Source organism: Actinomadura sp. NPDC048021, assembly GCF_040653135.1.
GTDB classification, from domain to species: Bacteria; Actinomycetota; Actinomycetes; order Streptosporangiales; family Streptosporangiaceae; genus Spirillospora; species Spirillospora verrucosospora.
Map to the genome: position 1 here is coordinate 140,119 of NZ_JBEZJQ010000017.1, position 25,405 is coordinate 165,523.

Genomic DNA, 25,405 nt, shown 5'->3' on the forward strand with positions numbered 1-25,405 from the left:
ACGTGACGGAACAGCAGCTTCAGGAACAGCAGCAACAGGACCACCAGCACAGCCTGAGCACCGCGGCCGCGCGGAACCTGGCGACCACGACCAAGACCGTCCCGCAGATGCAGGGCATCACGTCGCGGTGGCTGCTGAAGCTGCTTCCCTGGGTGCAGGCGTCCGGCGGCACCTACCGCGTCAACCGGCGGCTCACCTACACGCTGGGCGACGGCCGGGTCACGTTCGTGACGACCGGCGCCGACGTCCGCGTCATCCCGCGCGAGCTCGGCGAGCTGGCCCCGCTGCGCGGCTACGACGACGACCTGACCCTGGACGCCATCGCGGGGCGCTTCACCCAGCAGGAGTACGCGCCCGGCGACGTCGTCGTCGAGCGGGGCCGCCCCGTCGACCGCGTCGTCCTCGTCGCGCACGGCAAGCTCAGCAGGATCGGCGCGGGCGAGTACGGCTCCGACGCCGTCCTCGGGACGCTCGCCAACGGCGACTTCTTCGGCGAGCAGGCCCTCCTCGGGACCGAGGAGGGACAGGAGCCGCCGACGTGGGAGCACACCGTCAAGGCGGTGACCACCTGCACGATCCTCAGCATGAGCCAGGCCGACTTCCAGGAGACGCTCGGCCAGTCCTCCTCCCTCCAGGCCCACCTGGAGGAGTACCGGGCGAGCCCGCGCCGCGCGCACAACGCGCACGGCGAGGCGGCGATCGAGGTGGTGTCCGGGCACGCCGGCGAACCCGTCCTGCCGAGCACGTTCGTCGACTACGAGGCGTCCCCCCGCGAGTACGAGCTGAGCGTCGCGCAGACCGTGCTGCGCGTCCACACCCGCGTCGCCGACCTCTACAACCAGCCGATGGACCAGATCGAGCAGCAGCTCAGGCTGACCATCGAGGCGCTGCGCGAGCGCCAGGAGCAGGAGATCGTCAACAACCGCGACTTCGGCCTGCTGCACAACACCGACCTGTCGCAGCGCATCCACACCCGCTCCGGCCCGCCCACGCCCGACGACATGGACGATCTGCTCACCCTCGTCTGGAAGGACCCGGCGTTCTTCCTCGCGCACCCGAAGGCGATCGCCGCGTTCGGCCGCGAGTGCAGCGCCCGCGGCATCTACCCCGACAGCGTCGACGTCGGCGGCCACAAGGTGCCCGGCTGGCGCGGCGTGCCCATCTTCCCGTGCAACAAGATCCCGGTCTCGCCGACGCTGACCAGCTCGATCCTGCTGATGCGGACCGGCGAGGCGGCGCAGGGCGTCGTCGGGCTCCACCAGGTCGGCCTGCCGGACGAGTACCAGCCGGGGCTGTCGGTCCGGTACATGGGCATCGACGACAAGGCGCTCCTCAACTACCTGGTCAGCGCGTACTACTCGGCGGCCGTCCTGGTGCCCGACGCGCTCGGCATGCTGGAGTCGGTCGAGGTCGCGCACGGCGGTGCCGGCGCGTGACGGAGGAACGGCTGGCCCTCTCCACCCGCGCCGCACGCAACCTCGCCTCGACGACCAAGACCGTTCCGCAGACGCAGGGCATCACCCCGCGGTGGCTGCTGTCGCGGCTGCCGTGGGTGGAGGCCGCCGGCGGCGCCTACCGGGTGAACCGCCGGCTCACCTACCGGCTCGGCGACGGGCTCGTGACGTTCGTCAACGACGGCGCGGCGATCCGGGTCGTCCCGCCCGAGCTCGCCGAGCTGCCGCCGCTGCGCGGCCTGTCCGACCCCGAGATCCTCGACGCCCTCGCCGCGCGGTTCGAGCAGCGCGAGTACCGGCCCGGCGAGGTGATCGCGGAGTCGGGCGGGCCCCTCGACGCGGTCCACCTGATCGCCCACGGCAAGGTCGAGGAGAGCGTCCCCGGCGCCTACGACGCCGCCGGCAGGGTCGGCGTCCGCGACGGCGGCGGGTTCTTCGGCGCCGAGGCCCTGCTCGGCGAGCCGGCGGAGTGGGCGCACACGTTCCGCGCGCTCACCCCCGTGATCGTCCTGTCGCTGCCGCGGCAGGCGGTCGAGGAGCTGACCGAGCGGTCCGAGGCGCTGCGCGCGCACCTGGAGGAGTACCGGGCCGCGCCCGCCCCGCCGCGGACCAGGCACGGCGAGGCGGCGATCGAGGTGGCGTCCGGGCACGGCGGCGAACCCGTCCTGCCGAGCACGTTCGTCGACTACGAGGCCTCGCCCCGCGAGTACGAGCTGGCCGTCACCCAGACGGTCCTGCGCGTCCACTCCCGGGTCGCCGACCTCTACAGCGATCCGATGGACCAGGTCGAGCAGCAGCTCAGGCTGACGATCGAGGAGATCAGGGAGCGCCAGGAGCACGAACTGGTCAACAACCGCGACTTCGGCCTGCTGCACAATGCCGACCTGCGCCAGCGCATCCAGACCCTCGGGGGCCCGCCGACCCCCGCCGACATGGACGAGCTGCTGGCGCGGCGCCGCAAGACCCGGTTCTTCCTCGCCCACCCGAAGACGATCGCGGCGATCGGCCGGGAGTGCACGCGGCGCGGCGTGTACCCCGCGCCCGTCGAGGTCGAGGGCCGCCGCGCGCACGCCTGGCGCGGCGTCCCGATCCTCCCCTGCGACAAGATCCCGATCTCCCCGACCGGGACCAGCTCGATCCTCGCGCTGCGCACCGGCGAGGACGACCAGGGCGTCGTCGGCCTGCACCGCACCGGGCTGGAGGGCGAGGTCCGGCCGGGCCTCACGGTCCGTTTCACCGGTATCGACGACAAGGGGCTGCTGACCTACCTCGTCAGCGCCTACCACTCGGCCGCCGTGCTGGTCCCCGACGCCCTCGGCGTCCTGGAGAACGTCGAGATCGCCCGCTGACGAGAGGGGACCCGCCATGCCCGCCTGGAGTGACGACCCGGCCGTGGTCGGCTGCGACCATCGGACGGAGCCGCGGCTCCGCCCCCGGACGGCGGCGGAGGTGCTCACCTGGAGCCGCCGCCTGCTCGACCCCGCGCTGCGCCACGTGGTCGAGGCCATGCCGGAGGCGTCGCGCTCCACCGCGGGCTTCCACTTCGGCTGGCGCGACGAGCGCGGCCGCCCTGCCGCCGGGGCGGGCGGCAAGGCGATCCGGCCCGCGCTGACGCTGCTGGCCGCGGAGGCGGTCGGCGGGACGGTCCAGGCCGCCCTGCCGGCCGCCGTGGCGGTCGAGCTCGCGCACAACTTCTCCCTCATGCACGACGACGTGATGGACGGCGACCTCACCCGCCGGCACCGCCCCACCGCGTGGGCGGTCTTCGGCGCGAACGCCGCCATCCTGTCCGGGGACGCCCTCCTCGCCGCCGCCTACGAGCTCCTCGCCGAGGAGCCCTCCGCGGTGGTCGCCCGCGGCGTGCGCATCCTCGCCCGGGCCGTGCTGGAACTGGTCGAGGGCCAGCGCGCCGACCTGGCCTTCGAGGAGCGCGCCGACGTCACGCTCGACGAGTGCCTGGCCATGGCCGCCGGCAAGACCGGCGCGCTGCTCGGCGCGTCGTGCGCGCTCGGCGCCGTGTACGGCGGCGGCACCGCCGGGCAGGTCTCCCGGCTGCGCGTCTTCGGCGAGCGCCTCGGCCTGGCCTTCCAGCTCGTCGACGACCTGCTCGGCATCTGGGGCGAGCCGGCGGTCACCGGCAAGCCCGTCCACGCCGACCTGCGCCGCCGGAAGAAGTCGCTGCCCGTCGTCGCGGCCCTCACCTCGGGCAGCGCCGCCGGCGGCGACCTCGCCGCCCTCTACCTGCGCGAGGAGCCGCTCACCGACGAGGAGGCGGTCCTCGCCGCCGGTCTCGTCGACGCGGCGGGCGGGCGCGCCTGGGCCGCCGCCCGCGCCGACGAACTCCTCACCGACGCCCTCGCCGACCTCGACGCCGCCGGAGTCGCCCCGGCCGCCGACGCCGAACTGCGGGCGCTCGCCCGCCTGATGACCCACCGCGACCGCTGACCCCCACCGGGGCCCTTCTGGATCGATCAGATGTTCGAGTAGGGTGTGGAGTCGTGCAGGCTCCCGAACACGTCCCGTTCCTGTGCCCGGCCGGGCACCGGCTCGACCCGGGCCGGGTCATCGTCGGCTGGTCGCCGTGCGTCTGCCCGCCCTGCGACAGGCGGGGCCGCGGCCTGCGCGGCCACCGCACCTACCTGTGCCTCGACTGCAAGGACGAGCACGTCACGACCAAGTGCTACCTGCCCCACCACGTCCCGTCCGCAGGCGCGGAGTACCGCTGGCCCTGACGTGCGGCCGGCGGTCAGTACGGGTCCCCTGGTCAGGCGCGGGTCAGCCCTTGATCTGCGTCCAGGCCTGCGCCCAGCGGGAGTAGTCCACGCATTTGCTGCCGCGGTCGTCCCCGCATTCCTTCACGGGGGTCTTCCAGAACGCCAGTCGCTTGTAGAACTCCGGGTCGCCGACGTGGTAGGTCGAGCAGAAGCCCTTGGCGGTGTACCTGCACGCCTTGGGGTTGGCGGGCGCCTCGCCGAACCACTGCGCGACCTCCGCCTGCACCTTGGGCATGGTGATCCAGTTCATCCACTTGTACATGCAGGTCGGATGCTGGGCCTTCGAGGAGATCATCCAGGTGTCGGACCAGCCGGTCGCCCCCTCGTCGGGGATCGTCGTGGCGACCGGCGCCTTCTCGGCCATGGCCAGGTTCGCGGTCACCTGCCAGGCGGTGCCGGCGTAGTTGTAGCCGCTCTTGAACGACTGGAGTTCGTCCAGGTAGTTCGCCCAGTACTGGTTCACGTTCGGGCGCTGCTGCTTGAGCAGGTTCACCGCGGCGTCGAACTGCTTCTCGTCCAGCTCGTAGACGTCGTTGATCTTCAGTTCGGGGCGGTGCGTCTTCAGGTACAGCGCGGCGTCCGCGATGTAGATGGGGGAGTCGTAGGCGACGACGTGCCCGGCGGCGGGGGACTCCTTGTCCCACACCACGCTCCACGACGTCGGACGCTGCGTGATCTTGTCCGTACGATACATCAGCATGTTGGCGCCGTAGCCGTGCGGGACGCCGTACATCCGCCCGGCGGCGGAGTTGTACGGCTGGTTCTTCAGGTACTTGGCGATGTCGTCCCAGCTGCTGATCAGGCCGGTGTTGACGGGTGCGACCGTCCCGCCGTAGATGAGCCGCAGGCTCGCGTCGCCGGACGCCGACACGCCGTCGTACCGCCCCGTCTTCATGAGCGCGACCATCGAGTCGGAGGTGTCGGCGACCTTCGTGTACACCTTGCAGCCGGTCGCCTTCGTGAACGGCTTGACCCAGTCGACCTTCGGGTCGTTCGAGCCGTTCTCGGCGTATCCGGCCCAGGCGACGAGGTCGAGCCGGCCTTCCGGGGTGCCGAGTTCCTGCAGCATCGGGACGTCTGGCGGCGCGGCGGTCCCGCCGGAGTCGCCGCTGCAGGCGCCGGTCAGCACCGCCGCGACCAGCGCCCCCGTGGCGAGCAGGGTCCGGCGGACGCGGGCGGGTGAGCGCACGGTCGTCGTCGCTTCTGGGGTACGAGCCATCACGCTGAGGCATCGTAGGGGTATTTTGGGCTGTCCGCCGCCACAAAACGTGATGAACTGGAAACTGTCGACACATGGCGGCGGACCGCCCTAGGCTCTCCTGCGTTCCGCGTGAGCCGCTCCGCACGCAATCGATGCCAGCCGTCCAGACCAGTCGATGTCAGTCGTCCGATCGAGTGAAGGTTCTGCCGCAGTGCCAATTCGAGGCCGCACAACGGACTCGTCCGCCGGACACCGGCGGGCTCCCAAGGCCGCGCGTTTCCGCTCCATCCGCTTCAAGGTCGTCCTGATGGTCACCGTCTCGGTGGTCTCCCTGGGCGTCCTGTGGGCGTTCGCCGCGAGCATCGCGCTCGGCGAGGGGCTCAACCTCCGCCACGTCAAGACCGTCCAGGACCACTACGGCTACCCGTCGGGCGCGCTCGGCAGCGCCCTGCAGGCCGAACGCCGGCTGTCGATGGTGTACCTCGGCGGCCGCGCGGAGGGCGACCGCGCCGCCATGGAGTCCGGCCGCCTGGTCACCGACCGGCAGGCCGACCTGTTCCGCAAGCTCGCCGAGGCCGAGGCCGTCGACGGCGCCGCGCCGGAGGACGCCCAGCGCATCGCGGGCAAGATCCTCACCGAGCTGGACGGCCTGGCGGACCGGCGCCGCGCCATCGACGCCGGCCGCCTGGACCGGGCCCGCGCGTTCGCCGACTACACGGCCCTGCTCGGCGACGTCGGCGCGCTCCAGGGCTCCCTCGCGACGCTGGACAACTCCGAGGTCGCCAAGGACGCCCGCAACGAGGCGTCGCTGACCCGGGCCCGCGAGGTCCTCGCGCAGGAGGACGCGCTGCTGGCGGGCGCCCTCGCCGCCGGCAGGATCACGCCCGGCGAGCACGCCCAGTACGTCAAGCTCGTCGGCACCCAGCGCACCCTCTACACCTACACGGCGGCCGAGCTGCGCTCGCCCGACCAGTCCTACTACGAGCGCATCGTCGGCATGCCCGAGTACGGCCGGCTTCGCGCGCTGGAGGACCGCTTCGTCGCCTCCCCCCGGCTGGTCAACGCCACCGGCGCCGCCGGGGCGCTGTGGAAGACCACCGCCGACTCCAACCTCACCCGGCTCCGCGGGCTCGAACTGTCGGTGTCGGCGGGCGCCGAGAAGCGCGCCCAGCCGATCTCCGAGGGCATCATCACCCGCGTCGTCCTCGCGGGCGCGCTCGGACTGGTCGCGGTCGTCGCCACCCTCGTCCTCGCGGTCTGGGTCGCCCGGTCCATCATCCGCGAGCTGCGCGGGCTGCGCCGCGAGGCGATCGACCTGGCCGACGTCCGGCTGCCCGGCGTGATCCGCCGGCTGCGCCTCGGCGAGGAGGTCGACGTGGCCGCCGAGGCGCCGCCGCTGGCGTTCGGCACCCGCGAGATCGACCAGGTCGGCGAGGCGTTCAACGCCGCCCGCCGCACCGCGATCCAGAGCGCCGTCGAGGAGGCGACGCTGCGCCGCAACGTCAGCGACGTGTTCGTGAACCTCGCCCGCCGCAGCCAGACGCTGCTGCACCGCCAGCTCAAGCTGCTGGACTCGATGGAGCGGCGCATCGAGACCCCCGACGACCTGGAGGACCTGTTCCGGGTCGACCACCTCGCCACCCGCATGCGCCGGCACGCCGAGGGCCTGATCATCCTGTCCGGGCAGGCGCCCGGCCGCGGCTGGCGCAGCCCCGTCGCGATCGTGGACGTCGCCCGCGCCGCCGCGTCCGAGGTCGAGGACTACACCCGCGTCAACGTCGCCCCGATGACCCGCGCCGCCATCGTCGGCCCGGCCGTCGCCGACGTCATCCACCTGCTCGCCGAGCTGATCGAGAACGCCGCGACGTTCTCGCCGCCGCACACGACCGTCCAGGTGCACGGGCAGGCCGTCTCGCACGGCTTCACGCTGGAGGTCGAGGACCGCGGCCTCAGCATGGACGAGCCCAGCCTCGCCGCCGCCAACGAGCGGCTCGCCACCGCCGCCGAGTTCGACCTGTCCGACAGCGCGCAGCTCGGCCTGTTCGTCGTCGGCCGGCTGGCCCGCCGGCACAACATCAAGGTCACCCTGCGGACGTCCCCCTACGGCGGCATGACCGCGATCGTGCTGCTGCCCGAGGAGCTCGTCGTCCCCGACGAGGGCGCACCGGTGCACAGCGCACCCGCTCTGACCACCCGCCGCGCCGAGGACGCCCTCGTCCCCGTCGGCACGGTCGTGAACGGCGGCGCGAGCGTCCGCAGCGGCCCCCAGCCGGTCCTGGGCGAGGGCGGCTCCGTGCTGCACCTGCCGTCCGGACGGCACGCCGCCCCGTCCGCGGCCCCGTCCCCGGCGCCCCCTCCGCCGCGGGAGCCGCTCGCCCAGCCCGCCCGCCCGTTCATCCCCCCGGCCACCCCCGTGCCCGCGCCCGGGGAGCCGCTCGCGGAGGCGGACGCGCTGACCGGGCCCCTCCCGGTGTTCGAGGAGCCGATCCAGGGCCCGGCGCCGACGCCCCGGGCGGCCCCGTCGCCGTGGGGCGACCCGCCGCCCGAGGCCGAGCCCGCGCCGTCGCCGCCCCCGCCGAGCGTGCCGCGCTCGCCCCGCGAGGTGCGGCGCCGGCCCCCGGGCAAGTCGCCCGGCGCCGACCGGCCCTCGCTGCCGAAGCGGGTCAGGCAGGAGAACATGGCTTCGCAGCTGCGGGAGGAGAACTCCGCGCCGGCCGCTCCCGCGCCCTCCGCCCGCGCCGACCGGTCGCCCGAGCAGCTGCGGTCGATGATGTCGTCCATCCAGCAGGGCACCCGGCGCGGCCGCGCCGAGTCCCTCGACACCGAGGAATCGTGACGGACCATGACCGGTCCTGGCAGCGAATGGCTCGATGACGAGGCCGGCCCGATCGTGCGGTCGTACGCGCTCACCCGCGGGCGCGCCAGGCCCGCGACCGGCGAGGCCTTCGACATGATCACGATAATCTCGACCGCGGCGCGGCCGCGGTCGGGCTCACCCGGCATCGGTCCCGAGCATCTCGACATTCTGGAGATGTGCCTGCAACCGCTGCCGGTGGCCGAGGTCGCGGCGCGGGTCGGGCTGCCGCTCGTCGTCGTGCGGGTGCTGCTCGGCGATCTGCTCCACCACAGACTGATCACCGCCACCCGTCCCCAACAGGAGAGCGCGCTCTCCAAGGAACGTCTGCTGAGGGAAGTGCTCCATGGTCTTCAAGCCCTCTGAGAACGCCGGTGCGGCCGCCGGAGGGAGCGCGGGGCCGTCCCCGGAGGGGGTCGGCCCGGCGACCCCGGTCGCGGTGAAGATCCTCGTCGCCGGGGGCTTCGGCGTCGGCAAGACGACGCTCGTCGGCTCCGTCAGCGAGATCCGCCCGCTGCAGACCGAGGAGCTGCTCACCGACCGGGGCGTCGGCGTCGACGACACCGAGGGCGTCGAGCAGAAGACCACCACCACTGTCGCGATGGACTTCGGCCGCATCACGATCCGCGACGGCCTCGTGCTCTACCTGTTCGGCACGCCCGGCCAGGACCGGTTCTGGTTCATGTGGGACGAGCTGTCCTTCGGGGCGCTCGGCGCGGTCGTGCTCGCCGACACCCGCCGCCTCTCGGACTGCTTCCCCGCCGTCGACTACTTCGAGAACCGGGGCCTGCCGTTCGTCATCGCGGTGAACCGCTTCGACGACGGCTACGACTACACGCCCGACGAGATCCGGGAGGCGCTCGACCTCAGCGAGGGGACCCCGGTCGTGATGTGCGACGTACGGGAGCGCACGTCCGGCAAGGAGGTGCTGACGGCGCTGGTCAAGTACCTGCTGACGGTGCACGAGAAGACGACGCGGGCGGACGCCCCGGCGCTGTAGGCTGCCGGACGAGATGAACCGGACACGCGCGCGGCTCTCGGACGGCCGCGAGATCGTCTACTACGACGAGGCCCCCGGCCGGGCCCCCGTCGCGGACCCGCGCGGCCTGCCGCCGGTCGAGCCGGTGTGCGAGGTCCGCCGCGACCCGCTGACCGGCGACCACGTCACGATCACCAGGCACCGCAACACGCGGACGTTCCTGCCGCCCGCCGACCAGTGCCCGCTGTGCCCCGGCGGCCCGGCCTCGGAGATCCCCGACCCGTCCTACGACGTCGCCGTGTTCGAGAACCGCTTCCCGTCCTTCGACGTCCGCACCCCGCCGGTGCCGGGCTCGGTCGACGGCGCGGGCTCGATCGACGGGGTGGAACGGTCCCGCGGCGCCGGGCGCTGCGAGGTCGTGTGCTTCACCGACGACCACTCCGCCTCGATGGCGCAGCTGCCCGTCTCCCGCGTCCGGACGGTCGTCGACGCGTGGGCCGACCGCACCGCCGAGCTGTCGGCGATCCCCGGCGTCGCGCAGGTCTTCGCGTTCGAGAACCGCGGCGTCGAGATCGGCGTGACCCTGCACCACCCGCACGGCCAGATCTACGCCTACCCGTTCCTCACCCCCCGCACCGAGCGGATGCTGGCGTCCGCGTCCGCGAACCCCGACCTGTTCGGCGACGTCCTGAAGGCCGAGCGCGCCGGCGGCCGCGTCGTGCTGGCCGGCGAGCACTGGACGGCCTACGTCCCCGCCGCCGCCCGCTGGCCGGTCGAGGTGCACCTGACGCCGCACCGCCACGTCCCCGACATGGCCGCCCTCGACGCGGGGGAGCGCGACGAGCTGGCCGTCCTCTACCGCGACCTGCTGCGCCGCTGCGACGCCCTCTACGAGGCCCCGCTGCCCTACGTCGCGGGCTGGCACCAGGCGCCCGTCGGCGAGGGCCGCGAGCTGCTCCGCCTGCACCTGGAGCTGTTCTCGATCCGGCGCGCCGCCGACAAGATCAAATACCTGGCGGGCTCGGAGTCGGGCATGGCCGCCTGGATCAACGACGTCCCGCCGGAGGACGTCGCCGCGCGCCTGCGCGCCCTCGGCTGACGCGCGCCCGCCGTCCACTCCCGCCCGGTTGACTCGGGCTTGACCCTCCCGATTTCGCGACTGTCTGGAACGATCTCCGCCGCGTGGCCTACGCTCCGACGCATGCCGGAAAGCGTGCTGGCGGACCCGTTGGCGCGGGGGTCCTTCGACGGCGTCGCCGCCACCGCCGAGCGCCCGTCGCTCGCGTTCGCCTCCCGCGTCGGGCAGGGAGTGAACATCGGCCAGGCGTGGGACCTGGCGGCCGGCGCGCCGCTCGGCCCGCCGATCCCCGACTTCCCGGCCGACCGGGCCGACTGGGCGTTCGGGCTCCCCGCCGGGTCCCCGACCGTCGCCTGGACGCACCGCGACCGCCTCCACGTCCACGACCTCGGCACGGGCCGCGAACTCACCCTGGACGCCCAGCCCGACCTGGTCGGCCTCACCGTCCACCACGGCCGCGGCGCCGTCGTGGCCGTCTTCGGCCCCGCGAACGACGCCGAGGTCGCCGTGTGGGACGCGCTCACGGGCGACCGCCTCGCGAGCTTCCACCTCTGGCTCGGCCATCGCAGCGCGATCGGCCGCCGGCTCCTGCACGCGACGCCCGCCACGGGTCCCATCACCGGCCTGACCGGCGACTCCGCGGTCACGCTCCTCGACCTCGAACGCGGCGAGGAGATCGCCACGGCCCCGTCGCGCGCCCCGTCCGCGTCCCTGCCCCCCGCCACGGCCCTCACCCCGTCCCCGGACGGCCTCGTGCTCCTCTACCCGGCCCCTGAGGGCCTGGGCGTGCACGGCCTCGACGGCGACCGCCTCGCGACCCTGTCCACTCCGGCCCCCTGCGACCATGTGGCCGCGGCCCTGGTCGACGGACACCTCCTGGTGGCCGCCGCTCTCCAGGACGCTCCCGACACCCTCCTCGCCTGGAACGCCGCCTCCCCGGCCCCGTCCCACCGCGTCAGGCTCCCGGCCCCCGCCAACGACCTGTCCCTGGCCCCCGACGGCACCCTCCTGGCCGCCACGGACACCGCCCTCTACACGGCCTGCCTCCGCACATGAAAAGGCACCGCCGGCGCCCGTAGGACGCCGGCGGTGGGGGTGGGAGGTCAGCGGTTGGCGAACTTGTACTGGATGGCCGCTTCCTTCGGGGTGAGGGGGCGGTCGAGGAACATCAGGCCGTCCATGCGGCAGTTGCAGGGGTTCTTCTCCGCGGTGTTCTGCGGGTAGCTGCCGCCGATCTTGATGCCGCGGGGGTCCGTGGCGGACGTGACGTCGGGCTCGGGGGCGCCTTCGAGGCCCCACGGGTCCCCGGCCGTGGTGTAGAAGCCGTCCAGCGGCCGCCCGTCCTTGTAGAGCGCCATCTCGCCGGTGTCGTAGTCGAACGTCGCGGCGAGGTGCACCCAGGTGTTCTGGGGGAGGATGCTCTGCCAGTCCTCGCTCGCCGCGAACGTCTGCGACTTCGAGCCGTCCACGCGGCGGCCCAGCGCGACGACGTGGAGCTTGCCGGAGACCTCGATGATCTCCAGCAGGGCGCGCACGGCGTGGCCGTCGGAGTCGCCGGTGAGCAGGCCGGACAGGCCGACCGCGTTGTAGACGTCGCTCGGGTTGGACGTCTCGGTGTTGGGGCTCGGGTTCGTCCCGGTCATCTTGAACCAGCCCGCGAGGGTCGCGCCCTTGGCGGAGCTGAACGCGTGCAGGGACGGGACGCCGGACGCGGAGTAGAGCCCCGCCTTCCAGTCGTCGTTGCCCTTCGCGGACGGGTTGACCTGCCCGAGCTGGATGGCGTGCCGGCGCTCGCCGTCCCGCACCCGCATGGCCGCGCCGCCGTTGATGAGGTTGATCGTCGTTCCGGAGCGTCCGCTGTCGGCCTCGCGGGACGGGTCGCCCGGGACGGGGTGCTCGAAGTCGTAGTAGGAGATCAGGTTCTGCCGGAGCGGCGGGAAGACGCCGCCGGTCGAGGCGTCGGCCGGGGCTGCGGCGACGCACAGCGACGCGCCCAGCAGTGCGGTGGTGAGTGCGGCGGTGCCGCGGCGAATCATCATGTCGACTCCTTGGGGCCCTCCGGGCGGGCGCAGGCTCGCGGCGCCCGCCCGGAGGAGGCCGTTACTGCGCCGGGGTTCCGCGGACCGTCAGGTCGCGGAGCCGGCCGATGTTGTCGAACGAGCCGAAGCCCACCCGGCCGGAGCCGAGGGTCTTGTCGAGGGCCGTGAAGACGGGCTTGGACGCCCCGTCCACGTACACGGCGATCTCACCGGTGTCCGCCCGGCGGTCCACCCGGACGCGGTGCCACGCCTCGTCGGTGATGGCCGGCGGGGCGCCGTGCGACCGGGTGGCGTTCCACTGCTGGTCGATGCGCAGCCGGTCGGCGCCGTTCACCAGGAAGATCCCGTTGTGCGGGTAGATGGTGTTGTCGCTGGACAGGTGGGCGTAGTAGAAGTGCGTGTCGTCCTGGTAGCCGAAGACGACGATCACGTCCCGGTTGCTGACCGACACCGGAGTGTCCAGCCGCACCTCCGCGTCGATCCGCGCCGAGGTGAGGGCGGGGCCCTTGTTCAGCACCGCGTACTCGAACGGGCGGCGCGGACCCGGGCGCTGCACCCCGGCCTCGGCCAGGACCACCTGGTCGCCAGGGAACTGCCACTTGGACGGCGTGACGGGCGTCCAGTTCTCGGCGCCCATCGCGTTCCCGACGCGGACCGGACCGGCCGCGCCGGCCGCGACCCGCTTCGTCCCGACGACCTTCCAGATCTTGCCGTTGGCCTTGGCGAGCAGGTACGGCTCGCCCTTGCCGTCCGAGCCGTACCGCAGGTCGACGCGCTGGTCGCCGGCCAGCTGCTGCATCGTGACGGGCTTGCCGGAGGTGTCGAAGGCCGCCAGGTCGTAGATCTGGGCGCGGTTGGTGCCGGTCGAGTCGTGCTTCATCTCCGACTCTTCGGTGTACATGAGCCGGCCGCTCACGATGTCGGTGAACAGGTACTTGCCGCGCAGTGCGGGCAGCTTCGCACCGCGGTACACGTAGCCGCCGGAGATGGCGCGGCCGACGTCGCTGGAGCAGTTCCAGTCGGCGGGCGGGTCGTGGTCGTAGGCCGCGAGCGGGTACTCGTAGTCGTACTTGGCGTCGTCGGCCGGCAGCGGGTAGAGGTGGCAGCGGTCGTCCTTGCGGAACGTGAACGCGCCCTCCCGCTCGCTCCACCCGATGTTCGCGCCGGGGTAGAGCTCGTGGATCGACTCGATCTCGTGCTCGCCGATGTGCGCGAGGAACAGCCGGTGGGTGCCGCCGGTGTCCCAGCTGAACCGGTGCGGGTCGCGCATGCCGTAGGCGTAGATCTCGCCGAGCTTGCCCGCCTGCCCGGCGAACGGGTTGTCGGCCGGAACGCCGTACTTGCCGTTGGCACTGTTCTTCCCGGCGGGGTCGATCCGCAGGATCTTGCCCTGCGGCACGCCGAGGTTCTGCGGGTCGCCGCCGTTGTCGCCGACGTTGCCGTTGCCGCCGTCGCCGACCGACAGGTAGAGCTTGCCGTAGTCGGCGTCGCCGGGACGGGCGTTCGGGTTGAAGTCGATCTGCTGGAGGTTGTGGATGCGCCCGGCGAACCCGATGCGCAGGATCTCGCGGTGCGTCCCGGAGAAGGTGCCGGCCTTCGGGTCCTTGGCCGTCCACTCGTCGACGACGCCGTGGTAGCCGGTCTTCGGCTGCGCGGTGAGGTCGGGCGTCTTGGTCTTGAGCGCCTCGCCCGCCTCGACGTGCGTGGTGTAGAACTTCCCGTTCTTCCGGAAGTCAGGGTGGAACGCGACGAAGCCGAAGCCCTGCCCGAGTCCGGCCTGGGAGAAGAAGTCGGGCGCGAACGTGGCGGCGACGTCCAGGTAGACGTGGGGGGTGCGGGTCTTCTTGTCGAGCATGTACAGGTTGCCGTTCAGGTCCGGCACGTACAGGCGCCCCGAGTTGTCGGGGACCTCGCCGACGTAGTTGATGCGGTTCCACCGCAGCAGCCGCGGGTCGGTGGGGGTGCCCGTCGGGGTCGACTTCGGCAGCTGCGCGACCTCCTGGAGGACGAGGCCGAGGCCGGACGGTGCGGGGTCTTCGGGGATCGGGTCGAGGATCGGGGCGTCGTCCCGGGCCAGCGCCGCGGGCGGCACGCTGAGCAGCGGCAGCATCAGCGCCGCGATCGCGAGGAGACACCAGGTGAGCTTACTTCGCATTCCAGCCGTCCTAGGGTGGGGATCGGTGGCAGGAAAGCGCTTTCTGGAAGCGCTTTCCAGAAGGTACGACTGGGCTCGGCCGACGTCAAGGACGAATTTCGGACGAGCCGGATGTGGTCATCTCGTCGCGACCGCTCCGGGGGAACCACGCGTGGACCAGCGTCGCGGCCGTGGAGACGACGAGACCGACGGGGGCGGCGGCCGCGTGCCCGGCCAGGGTCAGCCCCACGGCCACCGCCGCACCGGGCGCCCAGATCCACGTCGCCACGGGCCGTCCCGCGCGCCCGCGCCGCCTCCGCCCGAACTCCGCCGCCATCGGCGGAACGAGCGCCGGCAGCGCCGCCGCGAGCACCGTCAGCCATTCGAGCAGCATCCGGTCGACCCGCAGCGCCGCGAGCACGGCCCCGGGCACCGCGATCGCCAGCACCGCCGCGACCCGCCGCCCCTCCACCCGCGGCCGGAACCGGCCGAGCGTCCTCCCGTCCCCCGAACCCGCATCCTCTCGCGGGACGGTGGGGCGGGGGAGGAAGCGGTCGACGGCGAGGGCGCCGGAGTGGACGGCGGCGAGGGTCGGGGCGATGACCGACGCGGCGACGAACAGGTTCGCGGCCGGCAGCCCGCCCGGCCCGGCGAGGACCGCGACCACGTCGGTGGAGCCGCTGGCCGCCGCGACCCCGGCCCCGACGACGGAGGCCGCCAGGGCGGGGACGACCAGCAGCGCGACGCAGGCCGCGAGGTCGCGGCGGCCGCGCAGTCCGACGGTGAAGTCGGGGGCCCGCACGGCGAACACCGACACGTACCCGATGTACCCGGCGAGGTCCGCGGCGAGGACGCCCGGCGGCCCGTCGCGGGAGAGCGAGACCGGCGACGCGGGCGGCGCGAGCCTCACCGCGACGATGCCGATCAGCGCGACCGCGGTGAGGGTGGTGGCGACCGCGACCGCGTTCCACCGCCCGCCGCCCGCCACCAGCACCGCGACCGTCGGGACGGTCAGCGCCGCGACCCCGGCCGCGTCCGGGACTCCGCCGAGCGCCGCGGCGGCCGCCCCGCCGAGGCCGACGTTGAACCCGAACCAGCCGGCCATCGCGACCGCGAGCAGGGCGGTGAAGGCGCGCTCGGCGACCGGGGGGAGGTAGCGGGGCGCGAGGTCGGCCATGCCGGCGTTCTCGCCGGCCGGCTCCCGCAGGCCGAGACGTCCCTGCGCGGCGAGCAGCGCGGCCATGACCGCCCCGCCGACCACCAGGACCGGGACGGGCAGCGCGCCGCCGTGCCGCCCGCCGACCTGCGCCCCGAGGACGAGCGCGCCCGGCGCCGTCCCGATCCCGAGCCACGCCCCGGCCGCCGCCCGCCACGTCCGCCCCCCGCCGGGGCCGGACGCGCGCGGGCGCGCCGGAGCGGACGTCACGCCCCGTCTTCCTTGAGGACGTGTTCCTCGTAACGCGCCATCGTCAGGGCGAGGGCCTCGGGGCCCGGCATGGCCCACAGCGCGTCGTTGAAGATCTCCACCTCGATCGGGCCGGTGTAGCCGGTGGCGTCCACCGCCTCGCGGAAGCGGCGCAGCTCGATGCGCCCGTCACCGAGCATGCCGCGCCCGGTGAGGACGCCCTCGGGCAGCGGCGTCACCCAGTCGGCGACCTGGAACAGCGAGATCCGGCCCTCGGCGCCCGCGCGGGCGATGCCGTCCCACACCGCCGGGTCCCACCACAGGTGATAGGTGTCGACCATGACGCCCACCTGGGAGGACGGGAAGGGCGCCGCGAGGTCGAGCGCCTGCCCGAGGGTGGAGACGACGCAGCGGTCCGAGCAGAACATCGGGTGCAGCGGCTCGATCGCGAGCTGGACGCCGTGCTCGCCCGCGTAGGGCGCGAGCTCGGCCAGGACGTCGGCGACGCGCGAGCGCGCCCCGTCCAGGTCGCGGGACCCGTCCGGAAGGCCGCCGCTGACCAGGCACAGGGAGGGCGCGCCCAGCTCGGCCGCCTCCTCGACGGCGCGGCGGTTGTTCTCCAGCGCGTCCGGCTCCTGGAAGAAGCCGCCCCGGCACAGGGACGTGACCGCCAGCCCGTGGTCGCGCATGAGCGCGCCGGTGCGGGCCAGGCCGTACTCGGCGACGGGCTCGCGCCACAGCCCGACACCCGTCACCCCGGCGGACGCGCAGCCGGCGGCCAGCTCCTCCAGGGGCCAGTGCCTGGTCGTCCACTGGTTCAGGCTGAACCTCTTCACGCGCCCGCCCCCATCACGCGGCTCCCTGGACGGTCAGCCAGGCGCGCATCCGGTGCGCCGCGAGGTCGGGGTCGGGGAAGAGGCCGGCGGCGTCGGCCAGCCGGAAGAGGCCGGCCATGTGCGTCACCGAACGCGCGGTCTCCAGCCCGCCGACCATCCGGAAATGCCGCTGGTGGCCGGTCAGCCAGGCCAGGAACACCACTCCCGTCTTGTAGTAGTAGGTGGGCGTCTCGAAGAGGTGCCGGGCCAGCGGCACCGTGGGGGCGAAGATCTCCTCGTAGGACGCGGTGTCGCCGCCGTCCAGCGCGTGCAGGGCGGCCGCGGCGGCGGGCGCGATGGGGTCGAAGACGCCGAGCAGCGCGTCGCTGTGCCCCTCGGAGTCGCCCCGGATCAGCTCCGGATAGTTGAAGTCGTCGCCGGTGTAGAGCCGGACCCCGGCCGGCAGCCGGCGGCGCAGGTCGATCTCCCGCGCCGCGTCCAGCAGCGAGATCTTCACCCCGTCGATCCTGGACGCGTGCTCGCCGATCAGCGCGAGCAGCGCGCCGGACGCCACGTCCAGGTCGGCCGAGCCCCAGTAGCCCTCCAGCGCCGGGTCGAACATCGGGCCCAGCCAGTGCAGCACGACCGGCCGCCTGACCTGGGCCAGCAGCCGCCCGTACACGGCGGCGTAGTCCTCCGGGCCGCTCGCCGCGGCGGCCAGGTGCCGGCTCGCCATCAGCACCGGCACCGCGCCGACGGACTCGATGACGGCGAGCTGCTCCTCGTAGGCGGCGGCGATCTGCTCCAGCGACGCGGGCCCCGCGGGCAGCTGGTCGGTGCCCGCCCCGCAGACGATCTGGCCCCCTGCTGAAAGCGCTTCCTCACCGCTCCGCACGATGAGCTCGCGGGTCGTCGCCCAGTCCAGGCCCATGCCGCGCTGGGCGGTGTCCATCGCCTCGGCGACGCCCAGCCCGTAGGACCACAGGTGCCGGCGGAACGCCAGCGTCGCGTCCCAGTCCAGGCCCGCGTCGCCCGCCGCCCCGTCCCCGGCCACCACGTGCGCGGCCGCGTACGCGACGCGCGACGCGGCGGGTCCCGCGGGCGGCTTGTAGGTGCGCGGCTCGCTCATCACGTGGCCGGGCGCCCCGGGCAGGTCGATCCTCATCGGGTCAGCTCCGGGACGTCGAGGCGGCGGCCCTCCCGCCACGCCCGCAGGCCCAGCTCGGCGAGCTGGACGCCGCGCGCTCCGGCGTAGAAGTCCCAGGGGAAGGGGCCGTCGTCGGCGACGTGGCGCAGGAACATCTCCCACTGGGTCTTGAAGCCGTTGTCGAACTCGGTGTTGTCGGGGATCTCCTGCCACTGCGAGCGGAAGTCCTCGGTGGCGGGCAGGTCGGGGTTCCACACCGGCTTCGGCGTCATCGACCGGTGCTGGACGCGGCACCGCCGCAGCCCCGCGACGGCCGACCCCTCCGTGCCGTCGACCTGGAACTCGACCAGCTCGTCGCGGAACACCCGGGTGGCCCACGAGGAGTTGATCTGGGCGACGATCCCGCCCTCCAGTTCGAAGATCCCGTAGGCGGCGTCGTCGGCGGTGGCCTCGTAGGGCTTGCCGTGCTCGTCCACCCGCTCGCCGATGTGGGTCGCGCCCAGCGCCTGCACCGACCGGACCGGCGCGATCACCCCGTCCAGCACGTACCGCCAGTGGCAGAACATGTCCAGGATGATGCCGCCGCCGTCCTCGGCGCGGTAGTTCCAGCTGGGCCGCTGGGCCTCCTGCCAGTCGCCCTCGAACACCCAGTACCCGAACTCGCCGCGCACCGACAGGATCCGGCCGAAGAACCCGCCGTCCACCAGCCGCTTGAGCTTGAGCAACCCCGGCAGGAACAGCTTGTCCTGCACCACGCCGTGCTTGATGCCGGCCTCGTCGGCCAGGCGCGCCAGGGCGAGCGCCTCGTCGAGATCCTCCGAGATGGGCTTCTCGGTGTAGACGTGCTTGCCGGCGGCCACCGCCGCGCGGATCGCCTCGACCCGCGCGGAGGTGACCTGGGCGTCGAAGTAGACGTCGGTGTCCGGACGCGCCAGCGCCTCGGCCAGGTCGGTCGTCCACGCCGTCAGCCCGTGCCGTTCGGCCAGTTCGCGCAGCTTGGTCTCGCTGCGTCCCACCAGCACCGGCTCCGGCCACAGCACGGTGCCCTCGGCCGTGCGGACCCCGCCCTGCTCCCTGATCGCGAGGATCGAGCGCAGAAGATGCTGGCGGTACCCCATCCGGCCGGTGACGCCGTTCATGACGATCCCGATGGACCTGCGTGCCATCCCGTTCCTTCCTAGCCTGTCGTGTGTCCAGTGCGGCGCGCCCTCCGGCGTGCCGAGCAGGGCGCGCCGGTCGGTGGCGCGCCCGGTCGGTCGGCGCCGGTCAGTCCGCCGCGGCGCCCGCGCCGAGAAGTCCCCGGACGCGGTTGGTGACGCGGGCGAACTCCGGGCGGGCCATCGTGGCGGCGTAGTCGCGCTCCGCGGGCAGGTCGACGTCGATGATCTCGGCGATCGACCCGGGCCTGTCGGTCATTACCACGACGCGGTTGGCCAGGTAGGCGGCCTCCGCGATGGAGTGCGTGACCAGCAGGACGGTGGTGCCCGTCTCCCGCCAGATCCGGTTCATCTCGATGTTGAGCTGCTCGCGGGTGAGGGCGTCGAGCGCGCCGAACGGCTCGTCCATCAGCAGGACGCGCGGCTCGTGCAGCAGCGCCCGGCACAGCGCGACCCGCTGCTGCATGCCGCCCGACAGCTCGTGCGGCAGCGCGTCCTCGAAGCCCTTCAGGCCGGTCATCTCGATCAGCTCGGCGGTCCGCTTGCGGGCCTGCTCGGCCGGCATCTTGCGCATCTCCGCCTGGAGCAGGATGTTCTTGCGGGCGCTGCGCCACTCCAGCAGCGCGGCCCGCTGGAACACGTAGCCGATGTCCGGGCGCGGCGCCGTGACCTTGTCGCCGCGCAGCCGCACGTCCCCGGTCGAGGGCTTCAGCAGCCCCGCGACCAGCTTCAGCATCGTGGACTTGCCGCAGCCGGACGGACCGACGATCGCGACGAACTCGCCCATCGGGACTTCCAGCGACACCTCGCGCAGGGCGGTGACGTCGCGCTTGCGGGTGCGGAACCGGACGGCGACCTCATTGAGGCTGACGGCGTTCTCCCGGCCCGTCTCCCGGCCGGTGTCCGGCTTCGCGGTGGATTTCTCGCTCATGATCCTCATCGCTCGTCCCGTCACGTCTGCGGAGCGGCCGACGCCTGCCAGTACTCCGACGGCGCCTGCGCCTTGCCGATGACCCCGGCCTGCTGGAAGGTGGCGATCGTCTGCTTCCAGTCGTCCTCGGAGTTGACGCCGGGCGCCTTGCCCTGCGTCGCGGGGGTGTGCAGCAGCGTCAGCGTGGTCTTGAACTGCTCGGTGAGCACCTTCTCGGGCGGCAGCTGCTCGGACGCGCCCGCCATGCTCGCGACGGCGCCCGCCTGGTCGCCCTCCGCGGCCGTCCACGACTCGCTCGTCGCCGCGACCATCTCCTTGACGAGCTTGGCGTCGCTCTTCAGCTTCCGCTCGCCGGCCAGCAGGCCGTTGGAGAAGAAGTTCAGCCCGAAGTCGGAGTACCGCAGGTACGAGACCTCCTTGCCGGACTTGGCGGCCATCGTCGGGCCCTGGTCGTTCGCGAAGCCCATGAGGCCCTCGGTCTTGCCGGCCAGCACCGCGGCCATCTTCCCGGCCGGGTCGGTGTTCTGGACGGGGACGTCGCTCGCGCTCATCCCGTTCTTCTGCAGGAACACGGGGAAGGTGCGCGCCAGCGCGTCCCCGGCCGTCCCGGCGATCTTCTTGCCCTTCAGGTCGGCGGGCTTCTTGATCCCCGCCGAGGTGAACGACTGCACGGACGCGGGCGTCGTCTGCAGGAACACGCCGATGCTCTTGACCGGCATGCCCTTGTCGACGGCGGCGAGCAGCGCGGGCGTGTCGGCCCAGCCGAAGTCGGTCTGCCCGGCGCCGGTGGCCTGGACGGTCTTCTGCGAGCCCTGGCCCGCCTTGATCTCCAGGTCGATGCCGTGCTTCTCGAAGATGCCCTTCTTCTTGCCGTAGTAGAACGGCGCGTGCTCGCCGTAGGGGTACCAGTTCAGGGTCAGGGTGACCTTGGTCAGCTTCTTGCCCGAGGCGCTCGTGCTGTCGCCCGAGTCACCGCCGCAGGCGGTGCCGGCGAGTGCGAGGGCCGGCGCCATGACGGCGATGGCGAGGGTGCGGAGTTTCATTGGACGGCTCTCCGTAGATGGGGTGGGTCGTGCTCGGCCGTTGGACTGTCGGGACGTCCCGTCCGGCGGATTCCGGGCGGGCGGTTCGGGTGGCGGGGGGCGCGCCGGCGCACCGCCGGGCGGCGCCGTCAGTACGTCGTGGTGACGGCGTCGCCGCGGCGGCTCGCGTGCCACGGCAGCAGCAGCTTCTCCGCGACCTCGACGACGACGAACAGCACCACGCCGATGGCCGACATGACCAGCAGCCCGGCGAACAGCATCGGGGTGTCGAGATTGCCGTTGGCCTGCAGGATCACGTAGCCGAGCCCCTCGTTCGCGCCGACGAACTCGCCGACCACGGCGCCGGTGACGGCCAGGGTGACCGCGACCTTCAGGCCGGAGAACAGGTGCGGGAGCGACGCCGGCAGCCGGATCTTGGAGAACGTGGCCATCGGGCTCGCGCCCATCGTGGCCGACAGCTGCAGCATCTCCGGATCCACCGCCTTCAGCCCGGCGACCATCGAGATCACCACCGGGAAGAAGGCGATCAGCACCGCCACGACGATCTTGGGACCGATGCCGAAGCCGAGCCACACCACGAACAGCGGGGCGATCGCGATCTTCGGGACGACCTGCGCGAACAGCAGGATCGGATAGAGGGTGCGCTCGACCGTCGACGAGTACACCATGATCACCGCGGACGCGACGCCGATGAGCACCGCGAGCGCGAAGCCGATCAGGGTCTCGTACGTGGTGACCCACGTGTGGTGCCAGATGTAGCCCCACTTGTCGCCCATCAGCCGCAGCGTCGCGCCGGGCGAGGGGACGAGGTAGGCCTCGACCAGCTTGAAGGCGCTGATCGCCCACCACGCGGCGAAGCAGGCCACCAGCAGGGCGACGGGCCGCCACGACCGTTCCAGGCCGTCGCGGATCCGTTCGCCCGCGCCGGGCCTGGCGCGTTCCACGACGCCCGCCGCGTCCGCCGAGGGCGGGGCGGCCGTCGTACCCTGACTCACCATGGGTTCCTCCGGACGGGGTGGTTTGGAAAGCGCGTTCAGAAAGCGCTTTCTGATGTACCGTAAGAAGCGGCGCGCGCCGCGGTCAAGAGGGTCTTCGCCAGGAACCCGCCGCGAGGGCCCGTGCCGGCCGAGGGGGCGGTGATGACGGAAGCGGCCGAAGGGGAGCGCACCGGCGACCGGGCGTACGTGACCCTGCAGGACGTCGCGAAGGAGGCGAGCGTCTCGCTGGCGACCGCGTCCCGCGTCCTGAACGGCACCTCGCAGGTGCGCGCCGACCTGCGGGAACGCGTCCTGGCCGCGGCGGCCGAGCTGAGCTACACCCCGAACGCGCACGCCCAGGCGCTCGCCAGCTCCTCCAGCAAGTCCGTCGGGGTGGTCTGCCACGACGTCAGCGACCCCTACTTCGCCGCCATCGCCCGCGGCGTCATGCGCACCGCCGCCGAGCACGGGATGCTGGTGATGCTCGCCAGCACCTTCCGCGACCCGGCGCGCGAGGTCGAGTACGTGGCGATGCTGCGCGCCCAGCGCGCCCGCGCGATCCTGCTCATCGGCTCCGGCTTCGAGGACCGCGACTGGGAGCGGGCGATGGCCGCCGAGCTCGACCCCTACCAGCGCACCGGCGGCCGCGTCGCCGTCCTCAGCCGGCACCGCAGCCTCAAGGTCGACGCCATCCTGCCGCAGAACCGGGAGGGCGCCGCCGCCCTGGCCCGCGCCCTGCTCGACCTCGGCCACCGCAGCTTCGGCGTGCTGACCGGCCCCCGCGCCCTGACGACCGTCCACGACCGGCTCGGCGGATTCACCGAGGCGCTCGCCGAGGCGGGCGTCCGGGTCGCGCCCGAGCACATCGTCGAGGCCCCCTTCACGCGCGACGGCGGCTACCGGGCGGCGACCGAGCTGCTCCGCCGCGAGAACCGTCCGACCTGCGTGTTCGCCGTCACGGACGTGATGGCGGTCGGCGCGCTCGCCGCGCTGCGCGACAACGGCGTGTTAGTGCCGGAGGAGATGTCGCTCGCCGGATTCGACGACATCTCGATCGTCCGCGACCTGACCCCGGCCCTCACCACCGTCGCGCTGCCGCTGAACGCGATGGGGGAGCGCGTCATGGGCCTGGCCCTGCGCGAGCCCGCCACCCGCCGCAGCCGCATCGAGCGCGTCGCGGGCGAGGTGGTGCTGCGCGGCAGCACCGCACCGCCCGGCTGACCCGCGGGCGCCCGCTTCCCGGAGGCGTGAATGAAGATCGAGAAAATCGAGACGTTCTGCGTCGGGCTGCCCACCCGGCGCTCGTTCGGGGTGTCCGGCGGCGCGGTCGCCGTCGCCGGGCGGCCCAGCCTGCGCGTCCTGGTGAAGGTCAGCGCCGAGGGCGCGCACGGCTGGGGAGAGGCGACCCCCATCCCGGCCTGGACGTACGAGACCGCCGAGTCCATCGTCACCACGATCGACCGGTACCTCGCGCCCGCGATCACCGGCCGTCCCGCCTGGGACCTCGACGGCGTGACGACCGCCTTCGACCGCGCGATCAACCGGGGCTTCAGCATCGGCGCGCCCCTGGCCAAGTCGGCCGTGGACGTCGCCCTCCACGACCTCCTCGGCCGCGCCGCCGGGGTCCCGCTGGGCGTCCTGTGGGGCCGGCGCCGCCGCGAGACGATCGACCTCGGGTGGATCGTCTCCGGCCGGACCTCCGCCGAGGTCGCCGACAGCGTCGCCGAGGGCCGCGACCTCGGCTACTGGGCGTTCAAGGTGAAGGTCGGCCTCGGCCCCGAGGACGCCGACGTCGTGGAGGCCGTCCGCCTGCACGCGGGCGACGCCGCGGCGCTCTGGGTGGACGCGAACCAGGGCTACACCGTCCGCTCGGCCCTCACGCTGGCGCGCCGCCTGGAGGACCTCGGCGTGACCGCGTTCGAGCAGCCCCTCCCGGCCAACGACATCGCGGGCCTGCGCCGCCTCCGCGACGCCTGCCCGATCCCGGTCGCCCTCGACGAGAGCCTCCGCCACCCGTCCGACCTGGCGACCTTCGTCCGCCTGGACGCGGTCGACGTCGCCATCGCGAAGGTCCAGCGCACCGGCGGGCTGACCCTGTCGCGCCGCCTGTGCTCCCTCGCCGAGGACTGCGGCGTCGCGCTCATGGGCTCCGGCCTCACCGACTCCGACCTCGGCCTCGCCGCGTCCCTGCACCTCTTCTCGGCCTTCGGCGTCGACACCCCGGTCGACCTCAACGGACGCCAGTTCATCGAGTCCCCGTACGCGGGGCCGACCGTCGAGATCCGCGACGGCACCGCCCACGTCCCCGACGCCCCCGGCCTCGGCGTCGAGGTGGACGAGCGGACCGTCCGCGAACTGGCGGTCAACGTCCTCTGACCGCCCGAGCCGACCGACGGGCGGCTCCGGCGCGGCGCCCGGGGCCGGACGCGAAGAACCCGCCCGGGGGCCGGGCGGGTTCTCATCTATCGGCCGGAGGGCCGTCAGTGCGCGGCGAGCTCGTCCTCGGACACATCGGCCTCCGCGGGGCGCTCGGAGTCCGGTTCCGCGGGCCGCCATTCGGGCCACGCGTCGATCTTGGTCCGCCGGGGGTTCGCCAGGGCGTTGTCCATTGTTACCGCAGTCCTCCTGTTCAAGGCCGGGCCGGATCAATAGATGGTCCCGGCGAGATGCCGGGTCCGCAAAATGGTCTAGACCGCGGTTCCCACCCAGGGCCGCGGCAAACCTCACAACAACGCCAATCGATCATCCATTCCCGGCGGAAACCGGATGGACCGCGGCGGCCGTCCCTGGCACGCTCTCGGTCATGGACGTCGCCGAGCTGACCCGCCTCCAGGAGCAGGGCACGCACCTGAGGTTCCTGTTCTTCTGGGGCCACCAGACCCCAGGTCGCGGCTACCTCAGCCAGTGGTGGCCGTCCCCCTTCGCCGTCGGCGGAGTCACGTACGCGACCGCCGAGCACTACATGATGGCGGAAAAGGCCCGCCTCTTCGGCGACGAGGAAACGGCCGCCGCCGTCATCGCCGCGTCCCATCCCCGACGCGCGAAAGACCTCGGCCGCCGCGTCCGCGACTTCGACGAGCAGACGTGGCGCGACAATCGTGTGACCATTGTCACAAAGGGCAATGAGGCCAAGTTCGCCCAGAACAAAGATCTCCGCGACTATCTTGCCGGCACCCGCGACCGCATCCTCGTGGAAGCGAGCCCGCTGGACCGCGTCTGGGGCATCGGCATGACCGCCGACGACCCCCGGGCCGAGCACCCCGCCTCCTGGCAGGGCGAGAACCTCCTGGGCTTCGCCCTGATGACCGTCCGCGAAACGCTCTCCTCCTGACCGCCCTCCTCGGCGTCGGTCTCCCACCGGAAGCCGCGCCGGGGTACCGGGGCCGAGGGCTCGAACATCGGACCGCTTGAGACGGG

Annotated in this window: 23 protein-coding genes; 12 read left to right on the forward strand and 11 right to left on the reverse strand. The window is 73.1% G+C overall.

Translation table 11 applies throughout. From position 1 onward, the window contains the following. The first annotated feature begins 2 nt into the window (after window positions 1–2). Genes AB0C87_RS26980 through AB0C87_RS26995 form a run of 4 tightly spaced genes read left to right on the forward strand, consistent with a single transcriptional unit; the run spans window position 3 to window position 4,186 of the window. Window positions 3–1,436: a family 2B encapsulin nanocompartment shell protein gene (locus tag AB0C87_RS26980; protein WP_345182728.1), complete on the forward strand. Its 1,434-nt coding sequence runs from the start codon at window positions 3–5 to the stop codon at window positions 1,434–1,436. Beyond that, window positions 1,433–2,803: a family 2B encapsulin nanocompartment shell protein gene (locus AB0C87_RS26985; protein WP_345182727.1), complete on the forward strand. Its 1,371-nt coding sequence runs from the start codon at window positions 1,433–1,435 to the stop codon at window positions 2,801–2,803. The genes AB0C87_RS26980 and AB0C87_RS26985 overlap by 4 nt, the downstream gene beginning before the upstream one ends. Window positions 2,804–2,819: 16 nt before the next feature. Next, the gene (locus AB0C87_RS26990) at window positions 2,820–3,899 is read left to right on the forward strand and encodes a family 2 encapsulin nanocompartment cargo protein polyprenyl transferase (protein ID WP_345182726.1); all 1,080 of its coding nucleotides are present in this window, start codon (window positions 2,820–2,822) and stop codon (window positions 3,897–3,899) included. A 53-nt stretch (window positions 3,900–3,952) separates the two neighbouring features. Then, window positions 3,953–4,186, forward strand: a complete 234-nt coding sequence (locus AB0C87_RS26995) for a hypothetical protein (RefSeq protein WP_185027349.1) — start codon at window positions 3,953–3,955, stop codon at window positions 4,184–4,186. A 43-nt stretch (window positions 4,187–4,229) separates the two neighbouring features. Here AB0C87_RS26995 and AB0C87_RS27000 read toward each other — a convergent pair whose 3' ends face one another. Continuing rightward, window positions 4,230–5,447 carry an ABC transporter substrate-binding protein gene (locus tag AB0C87_RS27000; RefSeq protein WP_360580138.1) on the reverse strand — a complete coding sequence of 406 codons (1,218 nt, stop codon included), beginning with the start codon at window positions 5,445–5,447 and terminating at the stop codon, window positions 4,230–4,232. Between the two features lie 289 nt (window positions 5,448–5,736). Here AB0C87_RS27000 and AB0C87_RS27005 point away from each other — a divergent pair, with 289 nt between their 5' ends. From AB0C87_RS27005 to AB0C87_RS27025, 5 genes are all read left to right on the forward strand, one after another. After that, a complete protein-coding gene (locus AB0C87_RS27005) occupies window positions 5,737–8,265 on the forward strand; it encodes a nitrate- and nitrite sensing domain-containing protein (protein WP_360580111.1) in 2,529 nt (842 codons plus the stop codon). Between the two features lie 6 nt (window positions 8,266–8,271). After that, window positions 8,272–8,649 (forward strand): DUF742 domain-containing protein, encoded by a 378-nt coding sequence (locus tag AB0C87_RS27010; RefSeq protein ID WP_185027345.1) that lies wholly within the window; start codon window positions 8,272–8,274, stop codon window positions 8,647–8,649. Continuing rightward, window positions 8,630–9,283, forward strand: coding sequence for an ATP/GTP-binding protein (locus tag AB0C87_RS27015; protein WP_345182723.1), 654 nt, complete (start codon window positions 8,630–8,632; stop codon window positions 9,281–9,283). The genes AB0C87_RS27010 and AB0C87_RS27015 overlap by 20 nt, the downstream gene beginning before the upstream one ends. Before the next feature lie 13 nt (window positions 9,284–9,296). After that, window positions 9,297–10,361 (forward strand): galactose-1-phosphate uridylyltransferase, encoded by a 1,065-nt coding sequence (gene galT / locus AB0C87_RS27020; RefSeq protein ID WP_345182722.1) that lies wholly within the window; start codon window positions 9,297–9,299, stop codon window positions 10,359–10,361. Between the two features lie 102 nt (window positions 10,362–10,463). Next, entirely contained in the window at window positions 10,464–11,396 is a 933-nt protein-coding gene (locus AB0C87_RS27025) for a hypothetical protein (protein WP_360580113.1), read from the forward strand. Window positions 11,397–11,443: 47 nt separating this feature from the next. On the opposite strand, the gene AB0C87_RS27030 is transcribed toward AB0C87_RS27025, so the two are convergent. The 9 genes from AB0C87_RS27030 to AB0C87_RS27070 form a co-directional block, all read right to left on the reverse strand. Further along, on the reverse strand, window positions 11,444–12,379 hold the full coding sequence (locus AB0C87_RS27030) for a LamG-like jellyroll fold domain-containing protein (protein WP_345182720.1): 936 nt from the start codon (window positions 12,377–12,379) through the stop codon (window positions 11,444–11,446). A 61-nt stretch (window positions 12,380–12,440) separates the two neighbouring features. Next, window positions 12,441–14,534: a PQQ-dependent sugar dehydrogenase gene (locus AB0C87_RS27035; RefSeq protein WP_345182719.1), complete on the reverse strand. Its 2,094-nt coding sequence runs from the start codon at window positions 14,532–14,534 to the stop codon at window positions 12,441–12,443. 85 nt (window positions 14,535–14,619) lie between these two features. Next, complete coding sequence (locus AB0C87_RS27040; RefSeq protein ID WP_360580115.1) at window positions 14,620–15,939, reverse strand: hypothetical protein; 1,320 nt, start codon at window positions 15,937–15,939, stop codon at window positions 14,620–14,622. Then, complete coding sequence (locus AB0C87_RS27045) at window positions 15,936–16,754, reverse strand: sugar phosphate isomerase/epimerase family protein (RefSeq protein ID WP_345182717.1); 819 nt, start codon at window positions 16,752–16,754, stop codon at window positions 15,936–15,938. The genes AB0C87_RS27040 and AB0C87_RS27045 overlap by 4 nt, the downstream gene beginning before the upstream one ends. 13 nt (window positions 16,755–16,767) lie before the next feature. Beyond that, window positions 16,768–17,862, reverse strand: coding sequence for a dihydrodipicolinate synthase family protein (locus AB0C87_RS27050; RefSeq protein WP_360580140.1), 1,095 nt, complete (start codon window positions 17,860–17,862; stop codon window positions 16,768–16,770). 32 nt (window positions 17,863–17,894) lie between these two features. After that, window positions 17,895–19,046: a Gfo/Idh/MocA family oxidoreductase gene (locus tag AB0C87_RS27055; RefSeq protein ID WP_345182715.1), complete on the reverse strand. Its 1,152-nt coding sequence runs from the start codon at window positions 19,044–19,046 to the stop codon at window positions 17,895–17,897. Between the two features lie 100 nt (window positions 19,047–19,146). Then, window positions 19,147–19,968 carry an ABC transporter ATP-binding protein gene (locus AB0C87_RS27060; protein WP_345182714.1) on the reverse strand — a complete coding sequence of 274 codons (822 nt, stop codon included), beginning with the start codon at window positions 19,966–19,968 and terminating at the stop codon, window positions 19,147–19,149. Window positions 19,969–19,988: 20 nt separating this feature from the next. Further along, entirely contained in the window at window positions 19,989–21,011 is a 1,023-nt protein-coding gene (locus tag AB0C87_RS27065; RefSeq protein WP_345182713.1) for an ABC transporter substrate-binding protein, read from the reverse strand. 128 nt (window positions 21,012–21,139) lie between these two features. Further along, on the reverse strand, window positions 21,140–22,009 hold the full coding sequence (locus AB0C87_RS27070) for an ABC transporter permease (protein WP_345182712.1): 870 nt from the start codon (window positions 22,007–22,009) through the stop codon (window positions 21,140–21,142). A 141-nt stretch (window positions 22,010–22,150) separates the two neighbouring features. Here AB0C87_RS27070 and AB0C87_RS27075 point away from each other — a divergent pair, with 141 nt between their 5' ends. Further along, entirely contained in the window at window positions 22,151–23,209 is a 1,059-nt protein-coding gene (locus tag AB0C87_RS27075; protein WP_345182711.1) for a LacI family DNA-binding transcriptional regulator, read from the forward strand. Window positions 23,210–23,239: 30 nt separating this feature from the next. Continuing rightward, on the forward strand, window positions 23,240–24,364 hold the full coding sequence (locus AB0C87_RS27080; RefSeq protein ID WP_360580117.1) for an enolase C-terminal domain-like protein: 1,125 nt from the start codon (window positions 23,240–23,242) through the stop codon (window positions 24,362–24,364). Between the two features lie 104 nt (window positions 24,365–24,468). On the opposite strand, the gene AB0C87_RS27085 is transcribed toward AB0C87_RS27080, so the two are convergent. Further along, complete coding sequence (locus AB0C87_RS27085) at window positions 24,469–24,597, reverse strand: hypothetical protein (RefSeq protein WP_268247751.1); 129 nt, start codon at window positions 24,595–24,597, stop codon at window positions 24,469–24,471. Window positions 24,598–24,791: 194 nt separating this feature from the next. Between AB0C87_RS27085 and AB0C87_RS27090 the strand changes: the two genes are divergently transcribed. Continuing rightward, complete coding sequence (locus AB0C87_RS27090; protein WP_360580119.1) at window positions 24,792–25,319, forward strand: NADAR family protein; 528 nt, start codon at window positions 24,792–24,794, stop codon at window positions 25,317–25,319. Window positions 25,320–25,405 lie beyond the last annotated feature (86 nt).

What these genes read in the sequence shown, in the direction of transcription:
- AB0C87_RS26990 (WP_345182726.1), top strand. Translation starts at nt 2,820, where the DNA reads ATGCCCGCCTGGAGTGACGACCCGGCCGTGGTCGGCTGCGACCATCGG.
- AB0C87_RS27000 (WP_360580138.1), bottom strand. Translation starts at nt 5,447, where the DNA reads ATGGCTCGTACCCCAGAAGCGACGACGACCGTGCGCTCACCCGCCCGC.
- AB0C87_RS27005 (WP_360580111.1), top strand. Translation starts at nt 5,737, where the DNA reads ATGGTCACCGTCTCGGTGGTCTCCCTGGGCGTCCTGTGGGCGTTCGCC.
- AB0C87_RS27010 (WP_185027345.1), top strand. Translation starts at nt 8,272, where the DNA reads ATGACCGGTCCTGGCAGCGAATGGCTCGATGACGAGGCCGGCCCGATC.
- AB0C87_RS27015 (WP_345182723.1), top strand. Translation starts at nt 8,630, where the DNA reads ATGGTCTTCAAGCCCTCTGAGAACGCCGGTGCGGCCGCCGGAGGGAGC.
- galT (WP_345182722.1), top strand. Translation starts at nt 9,297, where the DNA reads ATGAACCGGACACGCGCGCGGCTCTCGGACGGCCGCGAGATCGTCTAC.
- AB0C87_RS27025 (WP_360580113.1), top strand. Translation starts at nt 10,464, where the DNA reads ATGCCGGAAAGCGTGCTGGCGGACCCGTTGGCGCGGGGGTCCTTCGAC.
- AB0C87_RS27030 (WP_345182720.1), bottom strand. Translation starts at nt 12,379, where the DNA reads ATGATGATTCGCCGCGGCACCGCCGCACTCACCACCGCACTGCTGGGC.
- AB0C87_RS27035 (WP_345182719.1), bottom strand. Translation starts at nt 14,534, where the DNA reads ATGCGAAGTAAGCTCACCTGGTGTCTCCTCGCGATCGCGGCGCTGATG.
- AB0C87_RS27050 (WP_360580140.1), bottom strand. Translation starts at nt 17,862, where the DNA reads ATGAGCGAGCCGCGCACCTACAAGCCGCCCGCGGGACCCGCCGCGTCG.
- AB0C87_RS27055 (WP_345182715.1), bottom strand. Translation starts at nt 19,046, where the DNA reads ATGGCACGCAGGTCCATCGGGATCGTCATGAACGGCGTCACCGGCCGG.
- AB0C87_RS27060 (WP_345182714.1), bottom strand. Translation starts at nt 19,968, where the DNA reads ATGAGCGAGAAATCCACCGCGAAGCCGGACACCGGCCGGGAGACGGGC.
- AB0C87_RS27065 (WP_345182713.1), bottom strand. Translation starts at nt 21,011, where the DNA reads ATGAAACTCCGCACCCTCGCCATCGCCGTCATGGCGCCGGCCCTCGCA.
- AB0C87_RS27070 (WP_345182712.1), bottom strand. Translation starts at nt 22,009, where the DNA reads ATGGTGAGTCAGGGTACGACGGCCGCCCCGCCCTCGGCGGACGCGGCG.
- AB0C87_RS27075 (WP_345182711.1), top strand. Translation starts at nt 22,151, where the DNA reads ATGACGGAAGCGGCCGAAGGGGAGCGCACCGGCGACCGGGCGTACGTG.
- AB0C87_RS27080 (WP_360580117.1), top strand. Translation starts at nt 23,240, where the DNA reads ATGAAGATCGAGAAAATCGAGACGTTCTGCGTCGGGCTGCCCACCCGG.
- AB0C87_RS27085 (WP_268247751.1), bottom strand. Translation starts at nt 24,597, where the DNA reads ATGGACAACGCCCTGGCGAACCCCCGGCGGACCAAGATCGACGCGTGG.
- AB0C87_RS27090 (WP_360580119.1), top strand. Translation starts at nt 24,792, where the DNA reads ATGGACGTCGCCGAGCTGACCCGCCTCCAGGAGCAGGGCACGCACCTG.